A 22,746-nucleotide genomic window follows, 5' to 3' on the forward strand; every position below is an offset into this window, starting at 1 on the left:
AGTCCTGTCCTCCTCGGGGATCGCCGGCCGACTCAGCCTTGCCGGCCCGGTCGGTGGAGACCAACCGGACCGGGATCATCGGATCGCTACGAAGGTGTGTTTGTCGGCTTCCTGGGCAAGAACACCGACCTCGGCGAAACCTGCCGATCGGAACGCGTTCGTCATATCGGCCAGGGTGATCGGCGCCTGATCCGGGTCCGGGCTGATCAGCCGACGATCACGCTCGGCCAGGAGCGTCGCGAAGGCCGGTTCGGCCCGGGCAGCGGTCCACCAGCCCTGCCAGCCCTCAACTTCAACGGGATTGTCCCCGTCCCAGAGATGTTCCCGCAGAGCTACCGCCAAGTGATCCAGTCGTGGCCCGCTCTCCTCGCCCAGCCGCATGGTGTCGATGTTGACGAAAACTCCATCCGGAGGTAGTCGATTCGCCAGTACCACCGCCAGGCTGACGATCTGATCTGCGGTCAGATAGTGCAGGGAGGTTGCCGTGCAGACCGCGTTGAGACCAGCCGCAGGCAGTACTTCGTCCCAGCCGGCCTGGCGCAGATCTGCCTCCAGGAACTCGATGGCCGCGGCACCGCGCGTGCGTCGACCGAGCTCGAGAAGGAAAGGATCAACGTCCAGGGCAAACAGGTGCGTGTCAGGAAACCGTTCAGCTGCCCGGGACGCGATCGACCCGGGGCCGCTGGCCAGATCCAGAAGGCCGGTTGGATGGCCAACGACGCGCTCGACGATCTCGAGCATCAAGGCGATCTGCTCGTCGCGGCGCGGAAGATACCCGGCCTGCTGCCGGTCCCAGCGCTCCATCCAATCGACCCAGTTCACGTGACTCAGCTGCGACATGGTCGCAACTGTAGTAGCACGGCAGGCCAGGCCGTCTGTAGCGCCTGTGACAGGAGTCCGACAGAGATACGACAGCAACCCGTGTCACCTTCAGACGACCTGGAATCCCTGCGACCGACACTCAGATCCCACCCCACTCATCAGTTTGGACAGAACAGCATGCGGAAGCTCATCGAGTCCACCTTCGTCACGCTCGACGGCATCGTCTCAACGCCCGAGAAATGGAGTGCGCCTTACTGGGACGAAGAGCACACCGACTACGCGAGTTCGTTACTACGGGAGGCCGACGCCCTAGTGCTCGGTCGGCGCACCTACGACAATTTCGCCGGCTCTTGGCCACTGCGCTCCGGCGACTGGTACACGGACAAGATGAACTCGATGCCGAAACACGTGGCCACCCATTCGCCGAGCGATCTCAGCTGGAACGCCACAGTGCTGGAAGGCGATCCGATCGAAAGCGTCGCCGCGCTGAAGGAACTTGACGGCGGTCACCTGCTCAAGTTCGGCACTGGCGAGTTCTCCAAATCGCTGCTCACCGCCGGTCTGGTCGACGAGTACCATTTCTGGATTTTCCCAGCCGCTGCCGGGACCGGTGACCGTCTCTTCGATGGCCTCGGTCTCACCCACTTCCACCTCGTCGCCACCACCCCGCTGAAGTCCGGGATCACCATCCACCGCCTGGTCCCGAACCACTGACACCGGGTGCCCTCACGCCCTACTGCCGCGGTCCTTTCGTGCTTGGACCAGCTAGCGGGCAAACTGTGGCTGGCTGCCTGCTGGCGGCCGGCCACAGTGGGAGGGTGTTCGGTGGAGTTCCTGGTGCTCGGGTCTCTCCAGGTCCTGGACGGCGACGGCGTGGTCGTTGAGGTGTCGGCTGCCCGGGTGCGCCTGCTGCTGAGCACGTTGTTGCTCAGACCGCGGCAGATCGTCTCGCTCGAGGACTTGATCGACGAACTGTGGGGGGATCAACCGCCGGCTAACCCGAGGGCAGCGCTCCAGACCAATGTCGCCCGTCTCCGGGCAGTTGTCGGTCCTCGGCTGGTCATTACGAAGGCGCCGGGCTATCTGATCGAAGCCGAACCGACGGATTTGGCCGAGTTCCGGCGGCTGGTCGATGAGTCAGTACGCAGTACCGACGCCCTGCATTCCTGCGACCTGCTCACCCGCGCATTGTCCCAGTGGCGGGGTGACCCGTTGACCGACACTCGATTCCTGCGGCAACAACGGGTGAGCAGCCTCGTCGAGGAGCGGATCCGCGCTATCGAACTGCTGATGGACGCCAGGCTCCGGCTGGGCGCGCACGCTGAACTGGTGGCACCGCTGATCGCGCTGACCACGGCGCACCCGCTGCGGGAACGGTTCTGGGGTCAGCGGATGCTCGCTCTGTACCGATCCGGCCAGCAGGCCGGGGCCCTTGAGGCGTACGACGAAATCGCCGGCCTCCTGCGTGCGGAACTCGGCGTCGATCCTGGCGCGGAGCTGCAGCGGATGCGCCAGCAGATCCTCACTACAGCACCCGAACTCGACGCCCCTGGCGCGACGTGGTCGCCGGCGGCATCGCCTGCCCCGCCGGCCGAGGCCGGATGGGTGCCGCGTTTCCAGCTTCCGCTCGAGGTTCGCGATTTCGTCGGGCGTGCAGAGGAGATGGAGCGGCTACGGAAAGCGTTGACCGCGGAGGACAGGACGCCGCTCGCCGTGGTCACCGGTCCACCCGGGGTCGGTAAGACGACCGCTGCCCTGCGGGTTGCTCGCCAGCTTCGGGCGTCCTTTCCGGACGGCCAGTTGTTCGTTCGGCTCGACGGAGCGAGCCCGTCCCCACGCGATCCTGCCGATGTGCTGGCCGAGCTGCTCTGGCACTGCGGGACGGCCGGCACCGAGCTTCCGGAGAGCGTTGAGGCTCGGGCAGCGCTACTGCGTGCTCGTCTCGCCGAACGCCGTGTGCTGCTGTTTCTGGATGATGCCCGCGCCGCCGGACAGGTTCGGCCACTGTTGCCCGGCGCAGGCGGTAGCGCCGTCATAGTCACGAGCCGGTTCGACCTCAGTGGGCTTACCGCCCTGGCGGGCGGGACCTGCGTGTCGCTGTCTGAACTCACTCCCGACGAGGCCGGTGACCTTGTTGTGCGCCTCGTCAGTCCCGCCGCTATCCAGGCTGATGCGGATGCGGTGTCCGAGCTGGCCGGGCTCTGTGGCTATCTGCCCCTCGCGCTCCGGATCGCTGCGAGCAATGCGGCCCTGCGACCGGCGCGGGGGCTCTCGGAGTACACGGCTGAACTCCGCAGCGGTGACCGGTTGGCGAAGCTTGCAGTCACCGGGGATCAGCAGGCGGCCGTACGAGGTGCCTTCGATTTGTCGTACGCCACCCTCGCTCCAGGTCCGCAGCGGTTGTTCAGGCTGCTGGGCGCCGCACCCGGTGCCGACGTCAGCGCAGGCGCTGCCGGGGCGCTGGCAGACACCGGTCCGGACGAGGCCGAACGGCTGCTCGAGGTCCTTGCGACAGCTAGCCTGCTTCAGCGCCGCACGGTTGGCAGATATCAGTTCCACGATCTACTGCGGCTCTACTCCCGGGAACTGGGACGAAACGATCCGGAGTACAACCCTGCTGTCAGTCGGCTGTACAGCTGGTACCTCCTCATGACCGATGCTGCCTGCCTGTTCCAGTACCGCCCGCTCACCCGCGTTGCACCTGAACCGAGCGGCCCGAGCCCTTTCCCGGATGCGCAGGCCGCGCACGCCTGGCTCGACGAGGAACGGTCCAACTTGGTCGCCATGGTCCGGCACGCCGCTGATACCCCGTTGGCGGAGTACTCGTGGCAACTGGCGGACGCGCTGCGCTGGTACCTGTCTCGGCAACAACTGCTGGCCGACTGGAGAACGACTGCCGAGTGCGGGCTTCGCGCGGCGCAGGCCATCGGTAACGTACGAGCTGAGGGCAGCATGCTCGGCACGCTGGGCGCACTCGAGCAGACCATCGGGAACCCGGACCGAGCCAGCTCCCTGGCGGCGGCTGCCGCCGACTGTTACCGGCAGGCCGAACATACGCTCGGCCTGGCCAGCCAGCTGTGTAACCTCGGCAACGCGTACGACGATCAGGGCGAGGTGAGCCAGGCCGCTGAGGCGGTGCAGGAAGGGGTGGCGCTGTTTCGATCGATCGGCCGCACCGACCTGCTCGATGTCGGCCTGCTCAACCTGTCGCAGATCTACACCCACCTCGGTCAGCTGGACGCGGCAATCGATGCGGCGACAGAGTCGATAGCCGTCAGCCGTTCGGCGTCGACCCGCAGAGCCGCGCTGAACAACCGCGGCGCGGTCCACCGCCTCCGGGGCGACCTGCGATCCGCACTCAGCGACACTGTCGATGCGCTGGCCATCGAGGAGCAACGGCACGAAGCAGCGGTGCACTACGAGTTGGCCATGGTCTATCTGGAGACCGGCAAACTCGATCTCGCGCGGGAGCATGCCAACCGCGCTCTCGCAACCAGCCAGACCGGGAACCGCCCTGTGCACGAAGCCGAAGCACTCAACGCCCTGGGCGAGATCTGCAGGGAAGAAGGCCGCCTGAAGGAAGCAATCCGCAGGCACCAGGAAGCCCTCGTACTGGCGCAGGCAGGCGCCTACCGCGTCATCCACGCCGACGCGCTACTCAATCTCGCCGCCGCCTCGCCACGCGAGCAGGCCAAAGCGTACGCAAACCAGGCCCTGGCTCTCGCTCGCGACGTCAAGCTGCGGGTGATGGAATGCCGTGCCCTCGCCGCTCTGGCCGACCTGACCGACGACCCGCGAGCAGCCGAACAGTACGCCGATCAGGCGGCCGCCCTCGAACGCGAGACCGGCTACCGATCCCGGGGCTACTGAGCGGTCGCAGCGAGATCGTTGCCCGGCTGCGCCCCGCAAGCTGCAGAGGCGGAAGAAGCCGCGCGCGGTCCGGCGGAGTACGCGGCTTTGGGAGGGACCTCGCGCCGCGTCAGCGCCGTGCGATGACCGGATGGGGTATGGCACGGTAGGCGGCGATCGAGATGATGGCCAGCCATGCCCAGGTCGCGAGCACCGTGATCCAGATGAGCCCGACGCCGCCGGGCAGTGATGACAGTGCACCGCCTGCGATGAAGGCCACGATGATCACTATGCCCGCGATCCTCGACCGCAGTGCTCCCGGTGCCCGGCGTTGGCTGAGCCAGGAGCCGGCGATGATGGCGGCAACGCCGACGCTCACGAATCCGAGACCGCCGAACACAAAGTGAAGAATGCCCTGCGTCGAGAACTCTCCGCCTTGTGCGCCGGCCGGGAAGTGCTCGGTCGCGTCGGGCGGGAATATCGCACTGAGCACGAGGCACAAGCCGAACGCCCCGACCAATGCCGCCGGCGTGCGTGACCATCCCGGTGTGCGGAGCAGCCCGACCGCCGCCACGATCGTCATCAGGCCGGAGAGGACGAGGTTCAGCCACTGAAGCCAGCCGAGGTCTCCGATCAGCAGCAGGCTCAGCGCGTCCCGGGTCAGGTCGAATCCCGGGCGAGTGAGAGCGAGGATGAGGCCGAAGACGAGATAGAAGGGACCGGCGACAACTCCCCATCCCAGCATCGAGCGGGTGACCGCTGCGGCATGATCAAAACCGGGCTTAGCGTCTATTGCTGTCATTTCTTGCTCCACTCGTTCATAGCTCGGGGATCTCGGCGTTGGAGTAGTGGACCTTGTTGAACGGGAACTGGGTGTCGCTCCAGTGGCGGAGTGCGTGGTAGACCTTGGTGTACTGACCTGCGGCGTAGGCATCGGGCGTCACCCACCAGCTCACGTCGACATCGTGATCCAGCAGATTCTCGGTGAGCGGTTGCCGGAGGCCGAGCGGGTAGAGGTAGCAGCAGCCCAGATACTGCTCGTCGGAGTAGATGGCGTAAGTGAACGAGTCGTGCCCTCGGAACTCGCATTCGTGCCAGACGAGATCGACGTAGTTGAAGTCTTCGGACACAGGTCCGCTCGGCCACTTTCCGCCTCGGGTTCGGCGGATCAGGTCGATGCTGGCGTTGATCCCTCGCACGTCATCCGTGAGGTGGTCACGGGTGATCGCCTCGGCCCTGATGTCCTCGTAGGTCAACACTGTTGGCGCGGTCCAGTCGGGCGGGGTGCGTAGCCGTTTGATGAGTCCGGCGTAGGTCACTGCGCCTCCTGCCCTGTCTTCGCGGTGAGGGTCAGGATGATGATTCCGTTCGGCAGCGTTGTCGTGTCCGCCAGCGTGAACGATCCCGACGAGCCCGGGCGGTGGAGCAGATCGTCAGGAGTGCCGCTGCCGAGGAGGAACGGATGCACCCACAGTCGCAGCTCGTCGAGAAGCCCTTCCGCCAGGAGTGCGCGGGACAGCGGCCCGAATCCGTACTGCACGATGTCCGCGCCCGGCTGCTCCTTGAGGCTGCGGATGGCGCGGATGGGATCGCGGTCGATGACGGTGGTGTTGTTCCATTTCGGGTCGGTAAGTGTCGTGGACACGACGTGCTTCGGTAGGGCGTTCATGCGATCGGCGAGGGGGTCGCCGGATATCGCGGACCAGACCGGCGCGAAGCTGTCGTAGGTGTGCCTGCCCATCACGACGGCATCGCATCGTTCCAGGAGCTCGATCTGGACCTTGTTCCCAGCGTCGCCGAAGCCGCCCGTTGCCGGCCAGTCCTGCGGGTTCTGGATGACTCCGTCGAGGGTGATGTAGGTGGAGTTGATGATCTTGCGCACAGCGCTGCCTTTCGGTTGGGGTTCATGGGTAGGTGGGACTCTGGGTTGCGGCACGCCAAAGGTCGAGGTCAGAGCAGGGGGCGGATCTCGACTGCGCCGCGGATGGTGCCGGGGGAGCGTTTGGCGACTTCCAGGGCGTGGTCGGCGTCGCGGGCCGCGATCACCATGAAGCCGGACAGCACCTCCGGGGTGTCGGCGAACGGCCCGTCGGTGATCGTCTCGCCACGGACCGTGCGGGCCGTCGTACTGGCCTCCAAGGCATAACCGGCCAGCAGCTTGACTCCGAGTTCCTCGGCCTCAGCGCCGTGACGTTCGTGGGCCGCCAGCTCTTCCGGCGGCATGTCGGCCAGGTCCGCGGGTGCTGGGGCGTAGAGCATGATGACGAACTCGGGCATTGCTCTCTCCTTATTTCGTTGCCATGACCCCGCATCTCTGGATGCTTGCGAGATGCGACGTGCCGAGCTTCGCCTGGGGAGACGCAGTAGGCATCACCTGAATCGGTGACAACCACGTCCGGCTTACGGGAGACGACCCCAGTACGGTCAGAATGATCGGAGAGGAGGGAACGTGCAGCGACAGGCCATGGCCAGTCCGCGGCTGATCGGGCGTACTGAGCAACTCGCTACGATCCGTTCGGCGTACCAGCGGGCCGGTGCCGAGCAGACCGTCACGGCCCTGATCTCCGGCGAGGCAGGTATCGGCAAGACCCGCCTGGTCGAGACCGCGGTGCACGAGCTGCCGGGCGACCCGCTGGTCCTCACCGGCGGTTGCCTCGAGCTCGGTACGACAGGCCTGCCGTACGCGGCTTTCACCACCCTGTTGCGGCGCCTGGTCCGCCAGCTGGGACCAAGGGCCGGGATTGGCCCTGCGCTGGCCGAATGGCTGGCCGGATCCGGTCCGGCGGTGGCCGATCGGGACGAGTCACTCCGCTTCACCGAACTGGAGTCCGCGGCGGAGCGTAGCCGTCTGCTCAGCGAATTCGTCGCCCTCGTCGGCCGACTGACCGAGGATCGGCCGATCGTCTTGGTAGTCGAGGATCTGCACTGGGCCGACGACGCGAGCCGCGATCTCTTCCTCCACCTCGCCCGCCACCTGCCCGGCCCTGGGCTGTTGCTCGTCGGCACGATCCGGAGTGGGGAACTCGGCCGGCGGCACCCGGTTCGCCAGTCGCTCGGCGAGCTTCGCCGGCGGGCGGACGTGGTGACGCTCGACCTCGGCCCGCTGGACCGGGCCGAGGTCGGTGCGCAGCTCGCGGCGCTGACCGGGAAGGCGGTCGATCCCTGGTTCGCGGCCGTAATCCACCGGCGCAGCGGCGGCAATCCGCTGTTCGTGGAGTCACTCAGCGGGGCGACCGATCTCGGCGCGACCAACCTTCGCGAGCTGCTGCTCGAACGCGTGGCGCGCCTTCCCGCGCGGCTGCGGAAGGTGCTCGCGGTGATGGCGGTGGCCGGGGCCGGGGTACCCGACCCGGTCCTTCGGATCGTGGTGGACCTGCCGGGCGACGTACTCACCGACGATCTGCGGGCGCTCGTCGAGCACGGCCAGATCATCGTGGACCCAGACGGCTACGCGTTCCGCCACGATTTGATCCGCGAGGCGGTCTATACCGATCTGCTGCCGGCCGAGCGGCGGGTGCTCCATCGCCGGTACGCCGAGGCACTGACGGGCGTCGACGACCTGACCGGGCCGGACCGGGTGCCGGAACTGGCTCGCCATTGGGCAGCGGCGGGTGCGCCCCGGGAAGCGCTCACCACGGCATGGCAGGCGTCCTGGATCCTCCACGGACGAACGGCCTTCGGGATGGAATTCGGCCAGCTCGAGGCAGTGCTCGACCACTGGTTCGCCGTACCGGAAGCCGCCGTACTGATCGGCGCCGAGCGCGTGGATGTGCTTCGGCGAGCGGTTGCGGCCGCGATCGCCGGTGGCCACACCGAGCGGGGCCTGGTCCACGCCGACGAGGCGCTCGCCGCGGTCGACGCCACCACTCATCCGGAACGACGGGCGGTGCTGCTGTGCATGCGGGCCCGATTGCGGAATCGGCTTGATGCCGGTGGCCAGGACGCGGTCAGCGAGGCGCTCGCGCTGTTTCCCCCCGGACGGAACGACGAGGTGCGCCGCTACGTGCTCACCTACGCGATCAACGTCGGCGCGACCACCGAACGGTTCGAGGACGCTGCCGCGCACTGCGATGAACTCGCGGAGCTGGCCGGCCGGGCTGATGACCAGATCGGACTGGCCTGGAGCCACGCCGGCCGGATTCGGCTGGCGCTCCTGGAGGGCGACCTCGATCGGGTTCGGCCGGACTACGCGGCGGCGATCCGCCATGCCCGCGCGGCGGGAGACGAACACACGTTGCTCACCGTGCAGGCCTGGTGGGCTTCCTCGCTGGTCTCCGACGACGAGATGGAGGAGGGGCTACCCATCGCGCAGTCGGCCTACGAGTATGCGGACCAGGTCGGCCTGCGGCGTTCGCGTGGCCCCACTCTGGCGATGGTCGTGGCGCTGGCACAGATCGGTGTCGGCCAGTGGGCCGATGCTGCCCGGCTTCTCGACGACACACTCGCGGATGACCCACCGCCGCTGTTCGGTGCCGCCCTGCGAGGGCTCCGGGCCGAGCTCGCCGTGGCGCGCGGCGAGTTGGCCCTCGCCGCCGAGCTGATCGAGATCAGCCGAACCGTCGCCGACAGCAATCCACTGTCGATCCGGTTCACCCTGTTCACCTCGCTCGCTCAGCTCGAGATCTGCCTTGCGACGGGAGATCCCGAGGGAGCCGACAAGGCGCTCGACCGGATTCTCGCCGCGAACAAGGTCTGGTTCCCCGCCGACGCGTACATGGTCGTGCTCGACGGCATGCGGGTGCAGACGGCCCGGCAGGCGGCAGCGCCCAGAAACCAGGCGATCGCGACCCGCGTCGGTGCCCGGAGGGCAGAGCTGCTGACCATCGTCGAGAAGCTGGGCGAACCCTGCCGCGGACATCTGCCGTACCTCCTGACCATCCGCGCAGATGCGAGACCGAGCCGGCTCGCCGATTGGGATGCGGCGGTCCAAGGCTGGCGGCGGAACCGAAATCCCTACCAGGTCGCCCAGACCTTGACCTCCGCTGCGGCCGCCGCGCTCTCGACCAGCAACCGGGCCGGCGCGATCGCACGCCTGCGCGAGGCCCGCCTGCTGGCGCAGGAGCTCGGAGCGGTGACGCTGCTCGCGCGCATCGACGACCTCGCCACCCGAGCCGGACTCGCAGACACCCCCCGGCAGGACAGCGCCTATGGATTGACCTCGCGGGAGCGCGACGTACTGCGTGCTCTCGCTCGCGGTCTGTCGAACCGGCAGATCGCCGCGGAGCTCTTTCTCTCCCCCAACACGGTGGGCGCGCACGTCACCCGCGTTTTCGCTAAGCTGATGGTCAACTCCCGATCCGAGGCAACCGCCCTGGCCCTCCGCGAAGGCCTAACCTGAGGGTGGATTTCTGCCCTTCGCCATGGCCGAAGATGTCGATGGCCAGATCTCGGTGGAGATGGTCGGCGATGACATCGCGGAGGACGAGATGCTCGACCTGCTCTGGAGCGGTTTCCGCGACAAGGCTGACGAACTCGTCGCCGTTGTCGTCGCCGAGGATGTCTACATCCCCTCGCTAGGCTCCGACGCCATTCAGATCTATGCCGAGCACAGCGAAAGAATCGCCGTCGAAAGCACGTCGCCTTACCGCCGGAAACGGCTCCGGCACTCCCTGACGTTCGGCGAGTTCCTGCTCGCTCCAGGAGTGCCGCGCATCTGGTGAGCGGAGCAGCTCAGCGGCCTCACGAACACCACGATCGTGCGGTTGTCGAAGGAGAACACGTCGCCGTACTCCGCGCTGGCGCGGCGCAGGAAACCCATCCGGTCTCGGTCGTACTCGACGGTGTTGCCCACCAGCAGGCGGCCTTTCGGTCCCGGCGGGCGCAAAGTCGTCCTGGTGTTCAAACGCATCCTCCGGCAGCGATAGGAACCCGGGGACGGGGCAGGATGACCCGCCCCCGGGGCGACATCTAGCGCGTCTGGGCGACGCCGGACCGCGACAGTCGCAAGACAGGATCACGAAAGACCTGCCGTGAACAATCGCAGTGGTCTGCCGGAGTGCCGCGGACCGGAATCCGTAGTCGGCAGGGTTCGCCACAGGCAGCCTTCCGCATCGCTCAAATGCCAAACGTGGAGGCCAGGATGCTGCGGATCCATTTCAGCGCGGACGATCTCGCCCAGGTAACGGTAGCTGCGGAGCCGGACCCGCTCTGGGAGGTTCTCCTGAGTCTCCACATGCTGCAGGTCTCGGATGGTCTCGGGCAATTTGGTTCCTGGCGCCATCGAACGCATCGTCATCTCAGTCAGGAGAGCGTGGGCTCGCTCCTGGTGCTCGCACCGCCAGTGGGCTACTCACCCGACTTCCTGACGCCAGCGGCTGCTGGCGGTTCGCCCTGCATAGCTGAGGCGATCGACGAGATGTTGTCCGCGCCGAGCGAGGTGATCAAGCGCGACCTGTCCCTGCTCGCTACCCCTCAACCTGCCAAGGCATGGGTCAGACAGCTGGCCGAAGCCCGATCAGAGACACTCATCCAGCTGGGCGATCTCGTGCGGAGGTATCACCGCGTCGCCATCGAGCCGTATTGGCCGCAGATCCGTGCTCGCATTCGCGCCGACTATCGGATCCGAGCCGAGCTACTTGCGGCAGACGGTGTGGACGGGCTGCTTGCCGGGCTGCATTCACGCATCCGCTGGCGGCCGCCCGCGCTTGAACTCAGCGACTTCCCTGCGGGAGATATCTACCTCGACGGGCGTGGTCTCCGTCTGCAGCCATCCTATTTCTGCTGGGATGCACCGACGAAGCTGCGGAATGAAGGACTGGCGCCGGTTCTGGTCTACCCAGTCCAGGACCAGACGGGCCCGCTCGAGGTCGTGACGCAAGCAGGACAGGCACCGAGGGGTGCCCGCGCTCTGGCGGCAACCATCGGTAGGTCGCGGGCGCTGACGCTGGAGCTGTCCCGGGAAGGCTGCACGACAACTCAGGTCGCCGCACATTGTGGAATCTCGCTGAGCGCAGCCAGCTACCAAACCGCGGTGCTGCGCGGTGCTGGACTACTGGAGAGCCGCCGCGACGGCAGGTCAGTCAATCACCAAGCGACGCCGCTAGGACTTGCACTTCTGGACCGCAACACATAGGTTGCCTCCGGCAACGAGCTGTACGCGCTGCCGAGGGTCGGGTTCGGCTACCTTCAGGGCTGGAACAAGGACGGTATCTGGTACGACGCTCAGGTGGCCGGCGCCGAACCGCTACTCTGGCAGCCCGGTAGGCAACCACACGAGATCCAGATCGACAGTCTCGAGTCGACCCTGGCCGGGCACCGTCGCAACTGCTGGTCGCCTGAGACGTGATCACCGGGACCTGCGAGAACTTCCAGTCCATCCAGCCGTCCACCGAGGGGTTGGCAGTCTCCCTCGGTCGCCCATGAGTCAGCGAAGGAAACGGTTGGCGAGTCGACCGAACTTGATCCAGTCGAGTTGACTGGTTCCGTCCCCGAGTTGATACCTGCAATGCGGAGGAGTAGCTCGTCGAGATCGCTTCGAAGCCGATGGCCTCCTGCTGTGTTGCTTGCAGCACCTTGACGATCTGATCGACGTTGATGTCCCAGCCCTTCGGCATGCCGGTTTTCTATCAACCAGCTCTGTTCTGCCGCTGTCGTCCGGCTGTCCCTGGCCTGGCTGGTCAGCTGTTGCCCTGCGAGGCGACCGGGGTGACGGATTTCGAGGTGGCGCTTCGGCGCGGCATCAACCCGAGAGGGTCGAGACAGGCCGGTGACAGGGCACCGATGCAGCATCCTCCCGGGATGCGTTCTACATCGCACCAGGATGGGTCGATCCCATCCGGAGCTGGGAGGGCTCGTGAAGCTACCACGTGTGCTGGGGGCACTGAACCTGCTATTGCCGCTGTCACTGGCGATGGGCGGACTTGCCGTTCCGTCGTCGGCCGCCGCCGATCCGGCGACGGCGGGCAACGGCCAGCTCGTTGACGCACAGGCCCCGCCTGACCCAGCAGGTCGCGCACTTGCCGAGGCCCGGCAGTCTGGCCGCCGGGTCGAGGTGGTTTCGCAGCGATCCGAGAGCCGGGATGTGTTCGCCAACCCAGACGGGTCGTTCACAGCTGAGCTGAGGGTCAAGCCCATCCGGGTACGCCGTGGCGGCGGGTGGCTCCCCGTGAACACGAATCTCGGTCTCGGCAAAGACAGCTCGGTGCGGCCGGCCGCCACGACCGTGCCGGTGACTTTTTCCGGTGGCGGCGACCAGCCGCTGGTGCGCTTGGGGAGCAGTTCGGGACAGATCATCATCAGGTGGCCGGCGCCGTTGCCGAAACCTGTGCTCAGCGGCGATACGGCGACGTACGCGGAGGTATTGCCGGGGGTTGACCTGAGGCTGCGCGCGACGGCCAACGGGTTTTCGAAGGTTCTGGTGGTCAAGAACCGGACTGCGGCGACCAGCGCTGCCCTGCGGGCCATCGCGTTCGGGTTCGCCACCGACGGCCTCGCCAGACGGTCGGACCGGCAGGGGAACACGGGCGTCTACGATCGCTCCGGCAAGCTCGTCTTCGGTGCGGGTGCGCCGATGATGTGGGATTCCGGTACGCCGGCGCGCCGGGCCGTCGGAGCGCTCAGCTTCGGCTCCGGGACCGTCACCCTGGTCCCGGATCAGTCGCTGCTGACCGATCCGGCTGCCAAGTTCCCTTTGCACCTCGATCCGGACTTCCACGCCGGCCAGACAGGCTTCGCGATGGTGTTCTCGGGTAAGCCGGCCAACGCCTATTGGGGCGGTGATGGCGATGGTGTTGCGAAAGTCGGCCAGTGTTACCGCGGTGTCCCGGACTATTGCAACGGCATCGGTGCCGCCCGGTCGTACTTCCAGTACGACACCGCGGCCCTGGTGGGCAAGCACATCCTCAGCGCGGAGTTCAACGCCTTTGAGAACTACGCCCCGTCCTGCACCGCCAAACCGGTCCAGGCGTGGGGTACCGACCCGGTCGGTCCGGGCACGACCTGGAACAGCCAGCCCTGGTGGTCCGGGGTAGGGATCCATCTCGGTACCGCGAACGTCGCCTACGGCCGGAGCAACTGCGCGGCCAACTGGGTCGGGTTCAACGCCACCGGCATCGTCAGCTGGTCGGCCGGGCGCGGCTACTCGACCTCGACAGTGATGCTCAAGGCCGAGGACGAGGGGGAGATGCTCGCCTGGAAGAAGTTCGCCACCAACCCGACGCTGAAGGTCGTCTACAACACGATCCCGAACGCGCCGGCCGGTCAAACCGTTGCCGGCAAGCCGTGTGCCGTCCAGCCCAACGAGCCGTACACCGACGACACCACGCCCGCCCTCGGCGCGGTCGTCTCCGATCCCGACGGTGGGCTCGTTCGGGCACAGTTCGAGTACTACACCCGCTTCGGTGGCAAGCTCGGTGAACGGGTCACCGGGTACCAGTCGTCTGGCACCACCTTCACCGTCGACGTTCCGGCGGGTGTCTATACCGACGGTTCCAAAGTGGCCTACCGGGTGCGTGGTTTCGACGGCACCGACAGTGGGCCCTGGGGCGCCTGGTGCGACGTGACGATCGACCGGACTGCTCCGGCCGTGGCGCCGAAGGTGAGCTCGACGACGTACCCCGAGTGCGACCTCGGTGGCGGCATCGGTCGCACCGGTCAGTTCACCTTCGACGCCCAAGGTGTCACGGACATCGTCGGCTTCAGGTACGGGTTGAGCAACGACCAGACACCGGACTACGTGCCGGCCAGTGCTCCCGGCGGTCAGGCGACGGTGCAGCTCACTCCGGCCGACGACAAGCCCACCGATCTGTACGTCCGCGGGATCGACAAGGCCGGGAATCAGGGGCCGATCTACAAGTCGACCTGTTCCGGAGTGGTGATTCCGGCGTACCACTTCCTGGTCGGGCAGGGCACCGGACCGGTCGGGCACTGGCCGCTGGACGGCATCAACGAAAGCGTCGTCTACGACCAGACGTCCCGGAACCACGACGGGCCGTTCAACTTGGCGGGGGCGACCTGGAAGAGCGGCCGGCACGGCGACTCGCTGTGGTTCAACGGCACCTCCGGCCAGGTGACGACCACCAACGGGCGAACCGTCGACACGACAAGAACGTTCGCGATCTCCGCGTGGGCGAAGCTCGACCGGGTCGGTGGCTGGCCGGCGATCGTGTCGCAGGACGGTAATCGGGTCGGTGGTTTCCAGCTTCAGGCGACGCCGGGCGGTCATTGGGCGTTCGCGATGTTCAGCGCGGACGTGGACGGTGGCGGAACCGCGCATGCGCGGGTGCTCTCAGCCATGCCGGCCGCGGTGGGAGTCTGGACTCATCTTGTCGCCGTACGGGACGTCGGGCGCAACGAGTTGAGGCTGTACGTCGACGGCAGGCTGTCGGCGACGACGCCTGCGACGACGGCCTGGTCGGCGAACGGACCACTCACCATCGGCCGGTCGAAGTGGTCGGGCCAGGCGTCGGATTTCTGGCCCGGGTCGATCGACGAGGTGCGAGCCTACGACCGGTCGCTCTCGGTCGGTGAGATCCACGATCTGGCGACCGTGCCGGCGACCGAGGAACTGTTCTTGCCGCTCGACGACGGTGCCGGCACAACTGCCTCGGAGGTGTCCGGCAACTACCGGCCCGGAAGTCTCACCGGCGGCGTGTCCTGGGTCGGACCGCCCGGCAAGGTTGGTACGTCATCGCTGCTGTTCGATGGCACCGGAGCTGTGACCACGTCCCAGTCGGCTGTCCGGACCGACCGCAGCTTCACCGTCACCGCGCTTGCCCGCCTCGACGAGGCCGATCCCGACAACGATCCCGGGACACCGAAACCGCTGTTCCAGACGGTCCTCAGCCAGGAAGGGCCACGCTCGTCGGGATTCGCGTTGCAGTATCTCCCGTCCACCAGGAAGTGGGCGTTCGTTCTGTCGGAGCAGGACGCGGACGCGCCGCGCTGGCTGTCTGCCCAATCGGCGTTGCCCGCTCGAGCCGGCGAATGGGTACACCTGGCCGGCGTGTACGACGTGGCGGCCGGAGAGGCGCGCCTTTACGTCAACGGACAGTTGGCGGGGAGCCAACCGGCGAAGGTGCTTGCCAACGTGGCCGGCAATGTCGTCCTGGGACGGGCCAAGCAGGGCAACCAGGGTGGCTCGACCGCTCACCTCAGCGGAATGGTCGACGACGTCCACGTCTGGACGGGGGTTCGCACCAGCGACCAGATCGCGGCTGAGATGAACCAGCCGGTGACCCAGCGGCTCACCGCCCGGATGGGACAGCTGAGCCGCTACTGGAGCTATGACGGATACCACATCGTCACCACCGGACCGGTCTCGCCGAACATGCACTTCGAGGGTTCTCTGGGGGTCATGGCCCTGGCCGGTGCCGAGGGCACCCAGGAGATCTACTCATGCCGGGTCAGCACTGTTTCGTACTTCCTGTCCACCCAGGCCAACTGCGAGGGCTTCACCAAGCTCGGAGTCGTGGGTCACTTGTACACGGCGCCACAGCCGAACCTCCCGACTGCCGCGATCTATCGCTGCCAGCAGCCCGGCAACGGCCGGCTCTTCGCCACCCACGATCCGAACTGTGAAGGCGGCACGTCGAAGTACCTGCTGGGCTACGCCGGCGCCTTCCACAAGCTGACCAGGAGCGTGTCGAGGGGGCAGGGAGACCACCTGACCAGCGGGTTCGCGACCAGCGGTGACTACCAGGCTGAGGGCGGTCTGGGGCTCGTCTCGATGTGGGGTCAGAGCGGCACCACCCCATTGATGATCTGCCGTGACGGCTCGGACACCTTCAGCTCCACCGACAGTGCCTGCGAGGGCAAGTCAGTCGTCCGGGCGACCGGTTCGATCTGGACCGCGCCGCCGGACGGGGTGACCGCGACCGCGGAGCTGTTCCGCTGCCGGACCGCCACCGCCGAACGCTTCGATTCGCTGGACCCCGACTGCGAAGGCCAGACCCTCGACCGGTCGCTCGGCTTCGTCGTCACTGTGCTCTGACACCGGACTGGAGAGGACTCGTCATGAGATTCACAGCCCAAAGTTTCCGCCGTACGGTGGCAGGCCTACTCAGTGGCCTACTGGTCCTGTCAACGGCGGCTCCGGCCGACGCCGCAACTACTGCAAAGGATCCCGCCGCTGTCGTTGTCGAGCCACACAAGCCACAGCAGGATCGCTCCGTCCCGGGTAGCACGGTGCCGGTTTTGCCCCTGCCGGCGAACAAGGTTGCCGGCCATGCGCTCAAGGAAGTGCCCTCGGCCACTTGGCCCTTGCCCGCCACAGCGGAGGTGACCCTTGGTGCTGTAAGCGCCCAGCCTTCGCCGCCCAAGATGCGAGCCGGTTCCTTGCCTGTGTACGTCGGCAGGGTGCAGGCCGGTCGGACCTCTTCCTCCGTGGCCGACGGTCCGTCCCGGCTGCGGGTCCAACTGCTCGACCGGGCGGCCGCGAAGAGGGCCGGGGTCGAAGGCCTGCTGTTGCGGCTGAGCAGGACCGACGGGATCACCTCTGCAGGCACGGTGTCGGTCGAGGTGGACTACTCGGCATTTCGCAACGCCTACGGTGCCGACTGGGCCGGCCGGCTGCGATTAGTAGCCATCGGCAACGATGGCGTCCGGACCCCGGTGTGGACCCGCAACGACGTCGAGTCCGGACGGGTGACGGCGGATGTGCCGGCGTCGGCTGCCGGCTACACGCTGGCCCTGACCGCTGGGGCGGAGGGCTCCACAGGCGACTACAAGGCCACCTCCCTGTCGCCGGCCGGCACGTGGCAGGTCTCTGCTCAAACCGGTGGGTTCTCCTGGGGGTACAACCTGCGAACCCCTCCCGTGCCGGGCGGATTGGCTCCCGACCTGTCGGCGTCGTACGCATCGAGCGGCGTCGACGGCCGGATCGCATCGACGAATAATCAGACGTCCTGGGCCGGTGAAGGCTGGAACCTCTGGCCGGGATTCGTCGAACGCTCGTACAAGACGTGTGCCGACGACCTCGGTGGCAACAACGGCCAGACGAAGACCGGCGACCTGTGCTGGGAGACCGACAACGCGACGATGTCGTTCGCGGGCCGGTCGAGCCGGCTGGTGTCGACGGGGAACCGGACCTGGCGTCCCGAGAAGGACGACGGTACCCGGGTCGAGCAGCTCCTGGGTGCGGCGAACGGGGACAAGGACGGCGAGTACTGGAAGATCACCACCACCGACGGGACCCAGTACTACTTCGGCCGCAACCGCCTGCCCGGCTGGGTAGAGGGTAAGCCTGAGACCGGGTCGGCGTGGACTGTCCCTGTGTTCGGCAACGATCTGCTGGAGCCCTGCAACGCGGCCAGTTTCGCTGCCTCGTCCTGTGCTCAGGCCTATCGGTGGAACCTGGATCACGTGGTCGATGCCCACGGCAACTCGATGACCTACTACTACGCTCCCGAGACCAACAAGTACGGTCTGAACCGGGCCACGAGCACCGCGAGCTACACGCGGGGTGGCACGCTGGACCGGATCGAGTACGGCACCCGCGAGGGAAGCGAGTACGGATCGTCCGCGCCGGCGAAGGTGACCTTCCAGTCCGCCGACCGTTGTGTAGCCGGGGCGAACTGTGCGGTTCGTACTCCGGCGGCGTGGCCGGACGTGCCGTGGGACCAGGACTGTGCCGGTACGACGTGCCCGAACACGTACTCGCCGACGTTCTGGTCGACGAAACGGCTGGCCAAGATCACTACCGAGGTCCGGACCGGCGCGACGTCGTACAAGCCGGTCGAGTCGTGGACCTTCGCGCACAGCTATCCCGCGCCCGGCGACGGGACCACGCCATCGTTGTGGCTGTCCGGCATCACCCACTCCGCGGGTGCTCTGACGTTGCCCGCGGTGACGTTCGACGGCACGGCGAAGGCGAACCGGGTGGACGCCGCGACAGACGGTCTGCCGTCGATGAACAAGTACCGGATCCACGCGGTCAACACGGAGTCCGGCGGTGTGATCAACGTGGAGTACGCCGCTCCCGACTGCGTTGCGGGTGCGCTGCCGGCGCCAGACCTGAACACCAAGCGGTGCTTCCCTGTGCGGTGGGCGATGCCGCCGTCGGTAACGCCGGTGAACGACTGGTTCCATCTCTATGTTGTTGCCTCGCTCAACGAGGTGGACCGGGTCGGCGGCGGCCGGACTCAGATCACCGGCTACCAGTACGTCGGCGGCGCTGCCTGGGCGCACGACGACGACCCGCTGGTCGCCACCGACAAGCAGACCTGGAACCAGTGGCGAGGATATGAGAAGGTCCTGGTCCGCAAGGGGGATCCTGGCGGCGAACCGGACAAGCCGCAGTCGGAGACGCAGTACCAGTACTTCCGCGGGATGCACGGGGACAAGCTCGCCGCGGGAGGCACGCGATCGGCGACGGTCACCGACTCGATGGGAACGGCACTCGCCGACGAAGAACCACTGGCCGGATTCCTCCGCGAAGAGATCACCCGCGACGGGAAGGACGGTGCGGTCGTCAGTGGTCGCATCGGCACCCCATCGCAGCGGCTGACCGCGACCCAGGGGACGCTGAAGGCGTATCAAGTCGAGACGGCCAAGAACACCGACCGGACCGCGCTGGCGGCCGGGGGATTCCGCACCACCGAGGTCGAGACGATCCACGACGAGCACGGCAACGCGACCCAGATGAAGGACAAGGGCGATGTGAACGTGACCGGCGACGAACAGTGCACCACGACGTCCTACGTCAAGAACACGGTCCGCTGGCTGGTGGCTCTGCCGAGTCATACCCGGACGGTTGGTGTGGCCTGCGGCGCCACCCCGTCGTACCCGGCAGACGCGATAGCCGACATCCGCACCTCCTACGACGGTGGCGGCGTCGGCGTGGCGCCGCAGAAGGGCGACGTGACGACGACCGAGGTGGCGAAGTCCTACAGCGGAAGTACTCCGATCTACAGCATCACGGCGCGGGCCGCGTACGACGTGCTCGGCCGCGAGCTCGAGTCCTCCGACGCACTCGGCCGCACAACGACCAAGTCGTCTACCGAGCTCAACGGGCTCACCACGACGACGGTGGTCACCAACCCGCTCGGCCACTCGACGACCACCACGCTGGATCCGGCCTGGGGGCAGCCGACCGCGGTGCTGGACGCGAACCAGCGGCGTACGGACCTGACCTATGACGCTCTTGGCCGGGTGACCGCCGTCTGGACTCCGGGGCGTTCGAAGGCGATCGGCGACGGCCCGAATCAGCGGTACAGCTACGGGCTTCGCGCAGACGCTCCGACCTGGGTGAAGACCGAGGCGCTGACAGCGAACGGGGCATATCTGTCCTCGTATGCGCTGAAGGACGGCTTCCTCCGTCCGAGGCAGACGCAGGAGCCGAGCCCCGCGGGTGGACGGGTACTCACCGACACGACGTACGACTCGCGTGGCCTGGCGACGGTGAAGCGCAACGCCTACTACAACAACGACTCCGGTCCGGCGGCGACCTTGTTCGCCCCGCAGGACAATCAGGTGCCTGCCGCCACCAGGACCGATTTCGACGGGGCGGGCCGCCCGACGGCCTCGGTGTACCTGAAGCTGAACGTCGAACAGTGGCGCACCACGACGGAGTACGGCGGCGACCGGGTGAAAGTGACTCCGCCGAACGGCGCAACGCCGACGACCACTGTCACGGACGCTCGCGGCCGGACGACGCAACTGCAGCAGCACAAGGCGGGCGGCGCCGATACGACGAGCTACGGTCACACCAAGGCCGGCCTCCTCGCCACGGTCACCGACCCTGCCGGGAACATCCTGCGGAGCGAGTACGACGTACTGGGCCGCGAGGTTCGCAGCCTGGATCCGGACCGGGGCGAGACGAACCTGACCTACGACGCCGCCGGACAGTTGCTGACGACAACGGATGCTCGCGGAAAGACCGTTGCCGCGATCTACGACGCGGGTGGACGCAGAGTCGAAACCCGCCTCGGTTCGACGACCGGGACGCTGCTGGGAAGCTGGACCTACGACCGGCTGCCGGACGGCACGAGTGTCAAGGGCGCCGTGGTCTCCTCGACCCGGTACACCGCGGGGAAGCCGTATACGAAAACGGTGACCGCGGTCGACCCCGCTGGGCGGCCGACCACGGAGACGGTGACGATTCCGGAGGGAGAGAAGGGCATCGCCGGTAGCTACACCTCGACCACGACGTACCGCGTCAACGGCAGTCCCAGCGCAGTCGGCCTGCCCAAGCTCGGTGACCTGCCGGCGGAGACTCTCGTCTACGGCTACAACGCTCTCGGCCTGCCCGAGACAGTCACCGGCGCCGCGAAGTACATCACGGCGACGAACTACACCGCCTTCTCGGAGAAGGCCCAGGTCGAGTTCGGTGCCGGTGGCAAGAGGGTTTGGCAGACGTCCTACTACGAGGAGGGCACCCGGCGGCTGGCGCAACAACTCACCGAGCGGGAACTGGCCGGGAACGTGCTGGCCGGCAACGTGAACTACAGCTATGACCCGGCCGGCAACGTCACCAAGATCGCCGACACCGTCGCAGGCTCCGCGGTCGACACCCAGTGCTTCCGGTACGACTACCTGCGCCGGGTGACGTCCGCCTGGACCGCCACGGACGACTGCGCCGCCGCACCTTCGGACAGCGTGGTCGGAGGCCCGGCGCCGTACTGGCAGACCTTCGCCTACGACCTGACAGGCAACCGGATCTCTCACACTGAGAACGGCCTCGGTACCGCGGCCGATACGGTCCGCAGCTACGGCTACCCGTCGGCGAAGACGGCCAAGCCGCACGCACTGAGAACGGTCAAGACCACCGGCGCGGCTACGACCACCAGCGCCTACGGCTATGACCCGGCCGGAAACCTGATCACCCGGCCGGGGCCGTCAGGGCCTCAGACACTCCGCTGGTCCGACGACGGCACCCTTGGCTCGGTCATCAGCGGGACCGACGGGACCGAAATCACCAGCTATGTGTACGACGCGAACGGTGCCCAGTTGATCCGGCGCGACCCGGGCACGGTGACACTGTTCGTCGGTGCTGGCGAGCTCACCTACGACACCGCCACCGGGACCGCGAAGGGAACGCGGTACTACGAAGGTGTCGGAGTCCGGACGAAGGCCGGGGTCGCCTGGCTGGCCGCCGATCGGCACGGCACCGCGGAGTTGGCGATCGACTCCACGACCCTTGCTGTCACGGCACGCAGAACTGACCTCTTCGGCAATGTGCGAGGCGAACCAGCTGCCTGGACCGGCGGGAACCGCGGCTTCGTCGGCGGTATGACGAACAACGGAACAGGGCTGACCCGGCTGGGAGTCCGCGAGTACGATCCCGCCCTGGGGCGGTTCGTCTCCCCGGATCCGCTGACCGACCCTGGTGATCCGCAACAGCTGAACGCTTACGCGTACGCGAGCAACAACCCGGCGACCCTGAGCGATCCGTCCGGCCTGCGCGCCGATTACGACGACTGCAGGTGCAACTACAACGGCAACCCGCCGCCGGTGTACGGCCCGCACCTCCATGAGGTCTGTCATCTGTTCTGCCAGATCAAGAAGAACACTCAGAAGTACAAGGCGCCGCGTACCTGGCGTCCGCCGATGGCGCTGCCTAAATCGACCTGGCAGGAATTCCAGGATGCGAAGAAGAAAGAGCTTCAGCGCCAGATCGCGTGGAGCAAGAGGCGTGAGCAGGAAAAGCTGGCTGAGGAGCGGTGGCGGCTGGCAGATCAGCGACGGCGAGCTGCCGCGGGACCGGACTTCTGGGATGTAGCCGGCGTGGTCCTCGATGTCGGGCTGACGGTCGCCGCCTGTGCGGGTACAGCCGGTGCGGGCTGTGTCGCGAGAGGATTGCTCTTCGTCGCGGCCACCACGGTTGCCGCCAATGCCCCGACCGGGGCAGGGGCCGCGGCTGCTGCCGGCCCGAACTTCAGGGTGGAGTGGCCCGAGGGCTACGGACCGGTCGACCTGAGCAAAACCAACGCCGTGGTCAGGATGCCGAGGGAGACCCCCTCGTTCACCATGGACATGACGCTGAAGTACAAGTATGACGTGCACAGCCCTGAGATCTTCGACGTTGCGAAGTACGACGCCAAGGGTGCACTGTACGAGTCCCGTGGCTCGAAGGTGAAGGCAGCGGGTGCGCTGTTCTTCCGGCTGTTCGGCCGCATCGCCGGCTGACCATCGCACCAG

At 67.0% G+C, this 22,746-nt stretch carries 12 protein-coding genes; 7 read left to right on the forward strand and 5 right to left on the reverse strand.

What is annotated here, in order from left to right:
• Positions 1-75: 75 nt before the first annotated feature.
• The gene (locus A3ES_RS48040; RefSeq protein WP_237745031.1) at positions 76-741 is read right to left on the reverse strand and encodes a class I SAM-dependent methyltransferase; all 666 of its coding nucleotides are present in this window, start codon (positions 739-741) and stop codon (positions 76-78) included.
• A 258-nt stretch (positions 742-999) separates the two neighbouring features.
• Here A3ES_RS48040 and A3ES_RS0123030 point away from each other — a divergent pair, with 258 nt between their 5' ends.
• Together A3ES_RS0123030 and A3ES_RS0123035 are read left to right on the forward strand one after the other, a co-directional pair.
• A complete protein-coding gene (locus A3ES_RS0123030; protein ID WP_020389202.1) occupies positions 1,000-1,536 on the forward strand; it encodes a dihydrofolate reductase family protein in 537 nt (178 codons plus the stop codon).
• A 111-nt stretch (positions 1,537-1,647) separates the two neighbouring features.
• Positions 1,648-4,692 carry an AfsR/SARP family transcriptional regulator gene (locus A3ES_RS0123035; RefSeq protein ID WP_020389203.1) on the forward strand — a complete coding sequence of 1,015 codons (3,045 nt, stop codon included), beginning with the start codon at positions 1,648-1,650 and terminating at the stop codon, positions 4,690-4,692.
• Between the two features lie 109 nt (positions 4,693-4,801).
• Here A3ES_RS0123035 and A3ES_RS48045 read toward each other — a convergent pair whose 3' ends face one another.
• The 4 genes from A3ES_RS48045 to A3ES_RS0123055 form a co-directional block, all read right to left on the reverse strand.
• Positions 4,802-5,473, reverse strand: coding sequence for a DUF998 domain-containing protein (locus tag A3ES_RS48045; protein WP_040455282.1), 672 nt, complete (start codon positions 5,471-5,473; stop codon positions 4,802-4,804).
• A gap of 16 nt (positions 5,474-5,489) precedes the next feature.
• Complete coding sequence (locus A3ES_RS0123045; protein ID WP_020389205.1) at positions 5,490-5,990, reverse strand: hypothetical protein; 501 nt, start codon at positions 5,988-5,990, stop codon at positions 5,490-5,492.
• A complete protein-coding gene (locus A3ES_RS0123050; protein ID WP_020389206.1) occupies positions 5,987-6,553 on the reverse strand; it encodes a dihydrofolate reductase family protein in 567 nt (188 codons plus the stop codon). The genes A3ES_RS0123045 and A3ES_RS0123050 overlap by 4 nt, the downstream gene beginning before the upstream one ends.
• A 68-nt stretch (positions 6,554-6,621) precedes the next feature.
• On the reverse strand, positions 6,622-6,948 hold the full coding sequence (locus A3ES_RS0123055; protein WP_020389207.1) for a YciI family protein: 327 nt from the start codon (positions 6,946-6,948) through the stop codon (positions 6,622-6,624).
• A 172-nt stretch (positions 6,949-7,120) separates the two neighbouring features.
• On the opposite strand from A3ES_RS0123055, the gene A3ES_RS0123060 reads away from it, so the two are divergent.
• The 5 genes from A3ES_RS0123060 (at position 7,121) to A3ES_RS48055 (ending at position 22,734) form a co-directional block, all read left to right on the forward strand.
• Positions 7,121-10,009 (forward strand): helix-turn-helix transcriptional regulator, encoded by a 2,889-nt coding sequence (locus A3ES_RS0123060; RefSeq protein ID WP_157630693.1) that lies wholly within the window; start codon positions 7,121-7,123, stop codon positions 10,007-10,009.
• Between the two features lie 22 nt (positions 10,010-10,031).
• A complete protein-coding gene (locus A3ES_RS0123065) occupies positions 10,032-10,331 on the forward strand; it encodes a hypothetical protein (protein WP_020389209.1) in 300 nt (99 codons plus the stop codon).
• Between the two features lie 419 nt (positions 10,332-10,750).
• The gene (locus tag A3ES_RS0123070; protein WP_020389210.1) at positions 10,751-11,743 is read left to right on the forward strand and encodes an ArsR/SmtB family transcription factor; all 993 of its coding nucleotides are present in this window, start codon (positions 10,751-10,753) and stop codon (positions 11,741-11,743) included.
• A 720-nt stretch (positions 11,744-12,463) separates the two neighbouring features.
• On the forward strand, positions 12,464-16,600 hold the full coding sequence (locus A3ES_RS48050; RefSeq protein WP_020389212.1) for a LamG-like jellyroll fold domain-containing protein: 4,137 nt from the start codon (positions 12,464-12,466) through the stop codon (positions 16,598-16,600).
• Positions 16,601-16,929: 329 nt separating this feature from the next.
• The gene (locus A3ES_RS48055) at positions 16,930-22,734 is read left to right on the forward strand and encodes an RHS repeat domain-containing protein (protein WP_169501794.1); all 5,805 of its coding nucleotides are present in this window, start codon (positions 16,930-16,932) and stop codon (positions 22,732-22,734) included.
• The last annotated feature ends 12 nt before the right edge of the window (positions 22,735-22,746 follow it).

The organism is Kribbella catacumbae DSM 19601 (assembly GCF_000372465.1).
Lineage (GTDB): Bacteria > Actinomycetota > Actinomycetes > Propionibacteriales > Kribbellaceae > Kribbella > Kribbella catacumbae.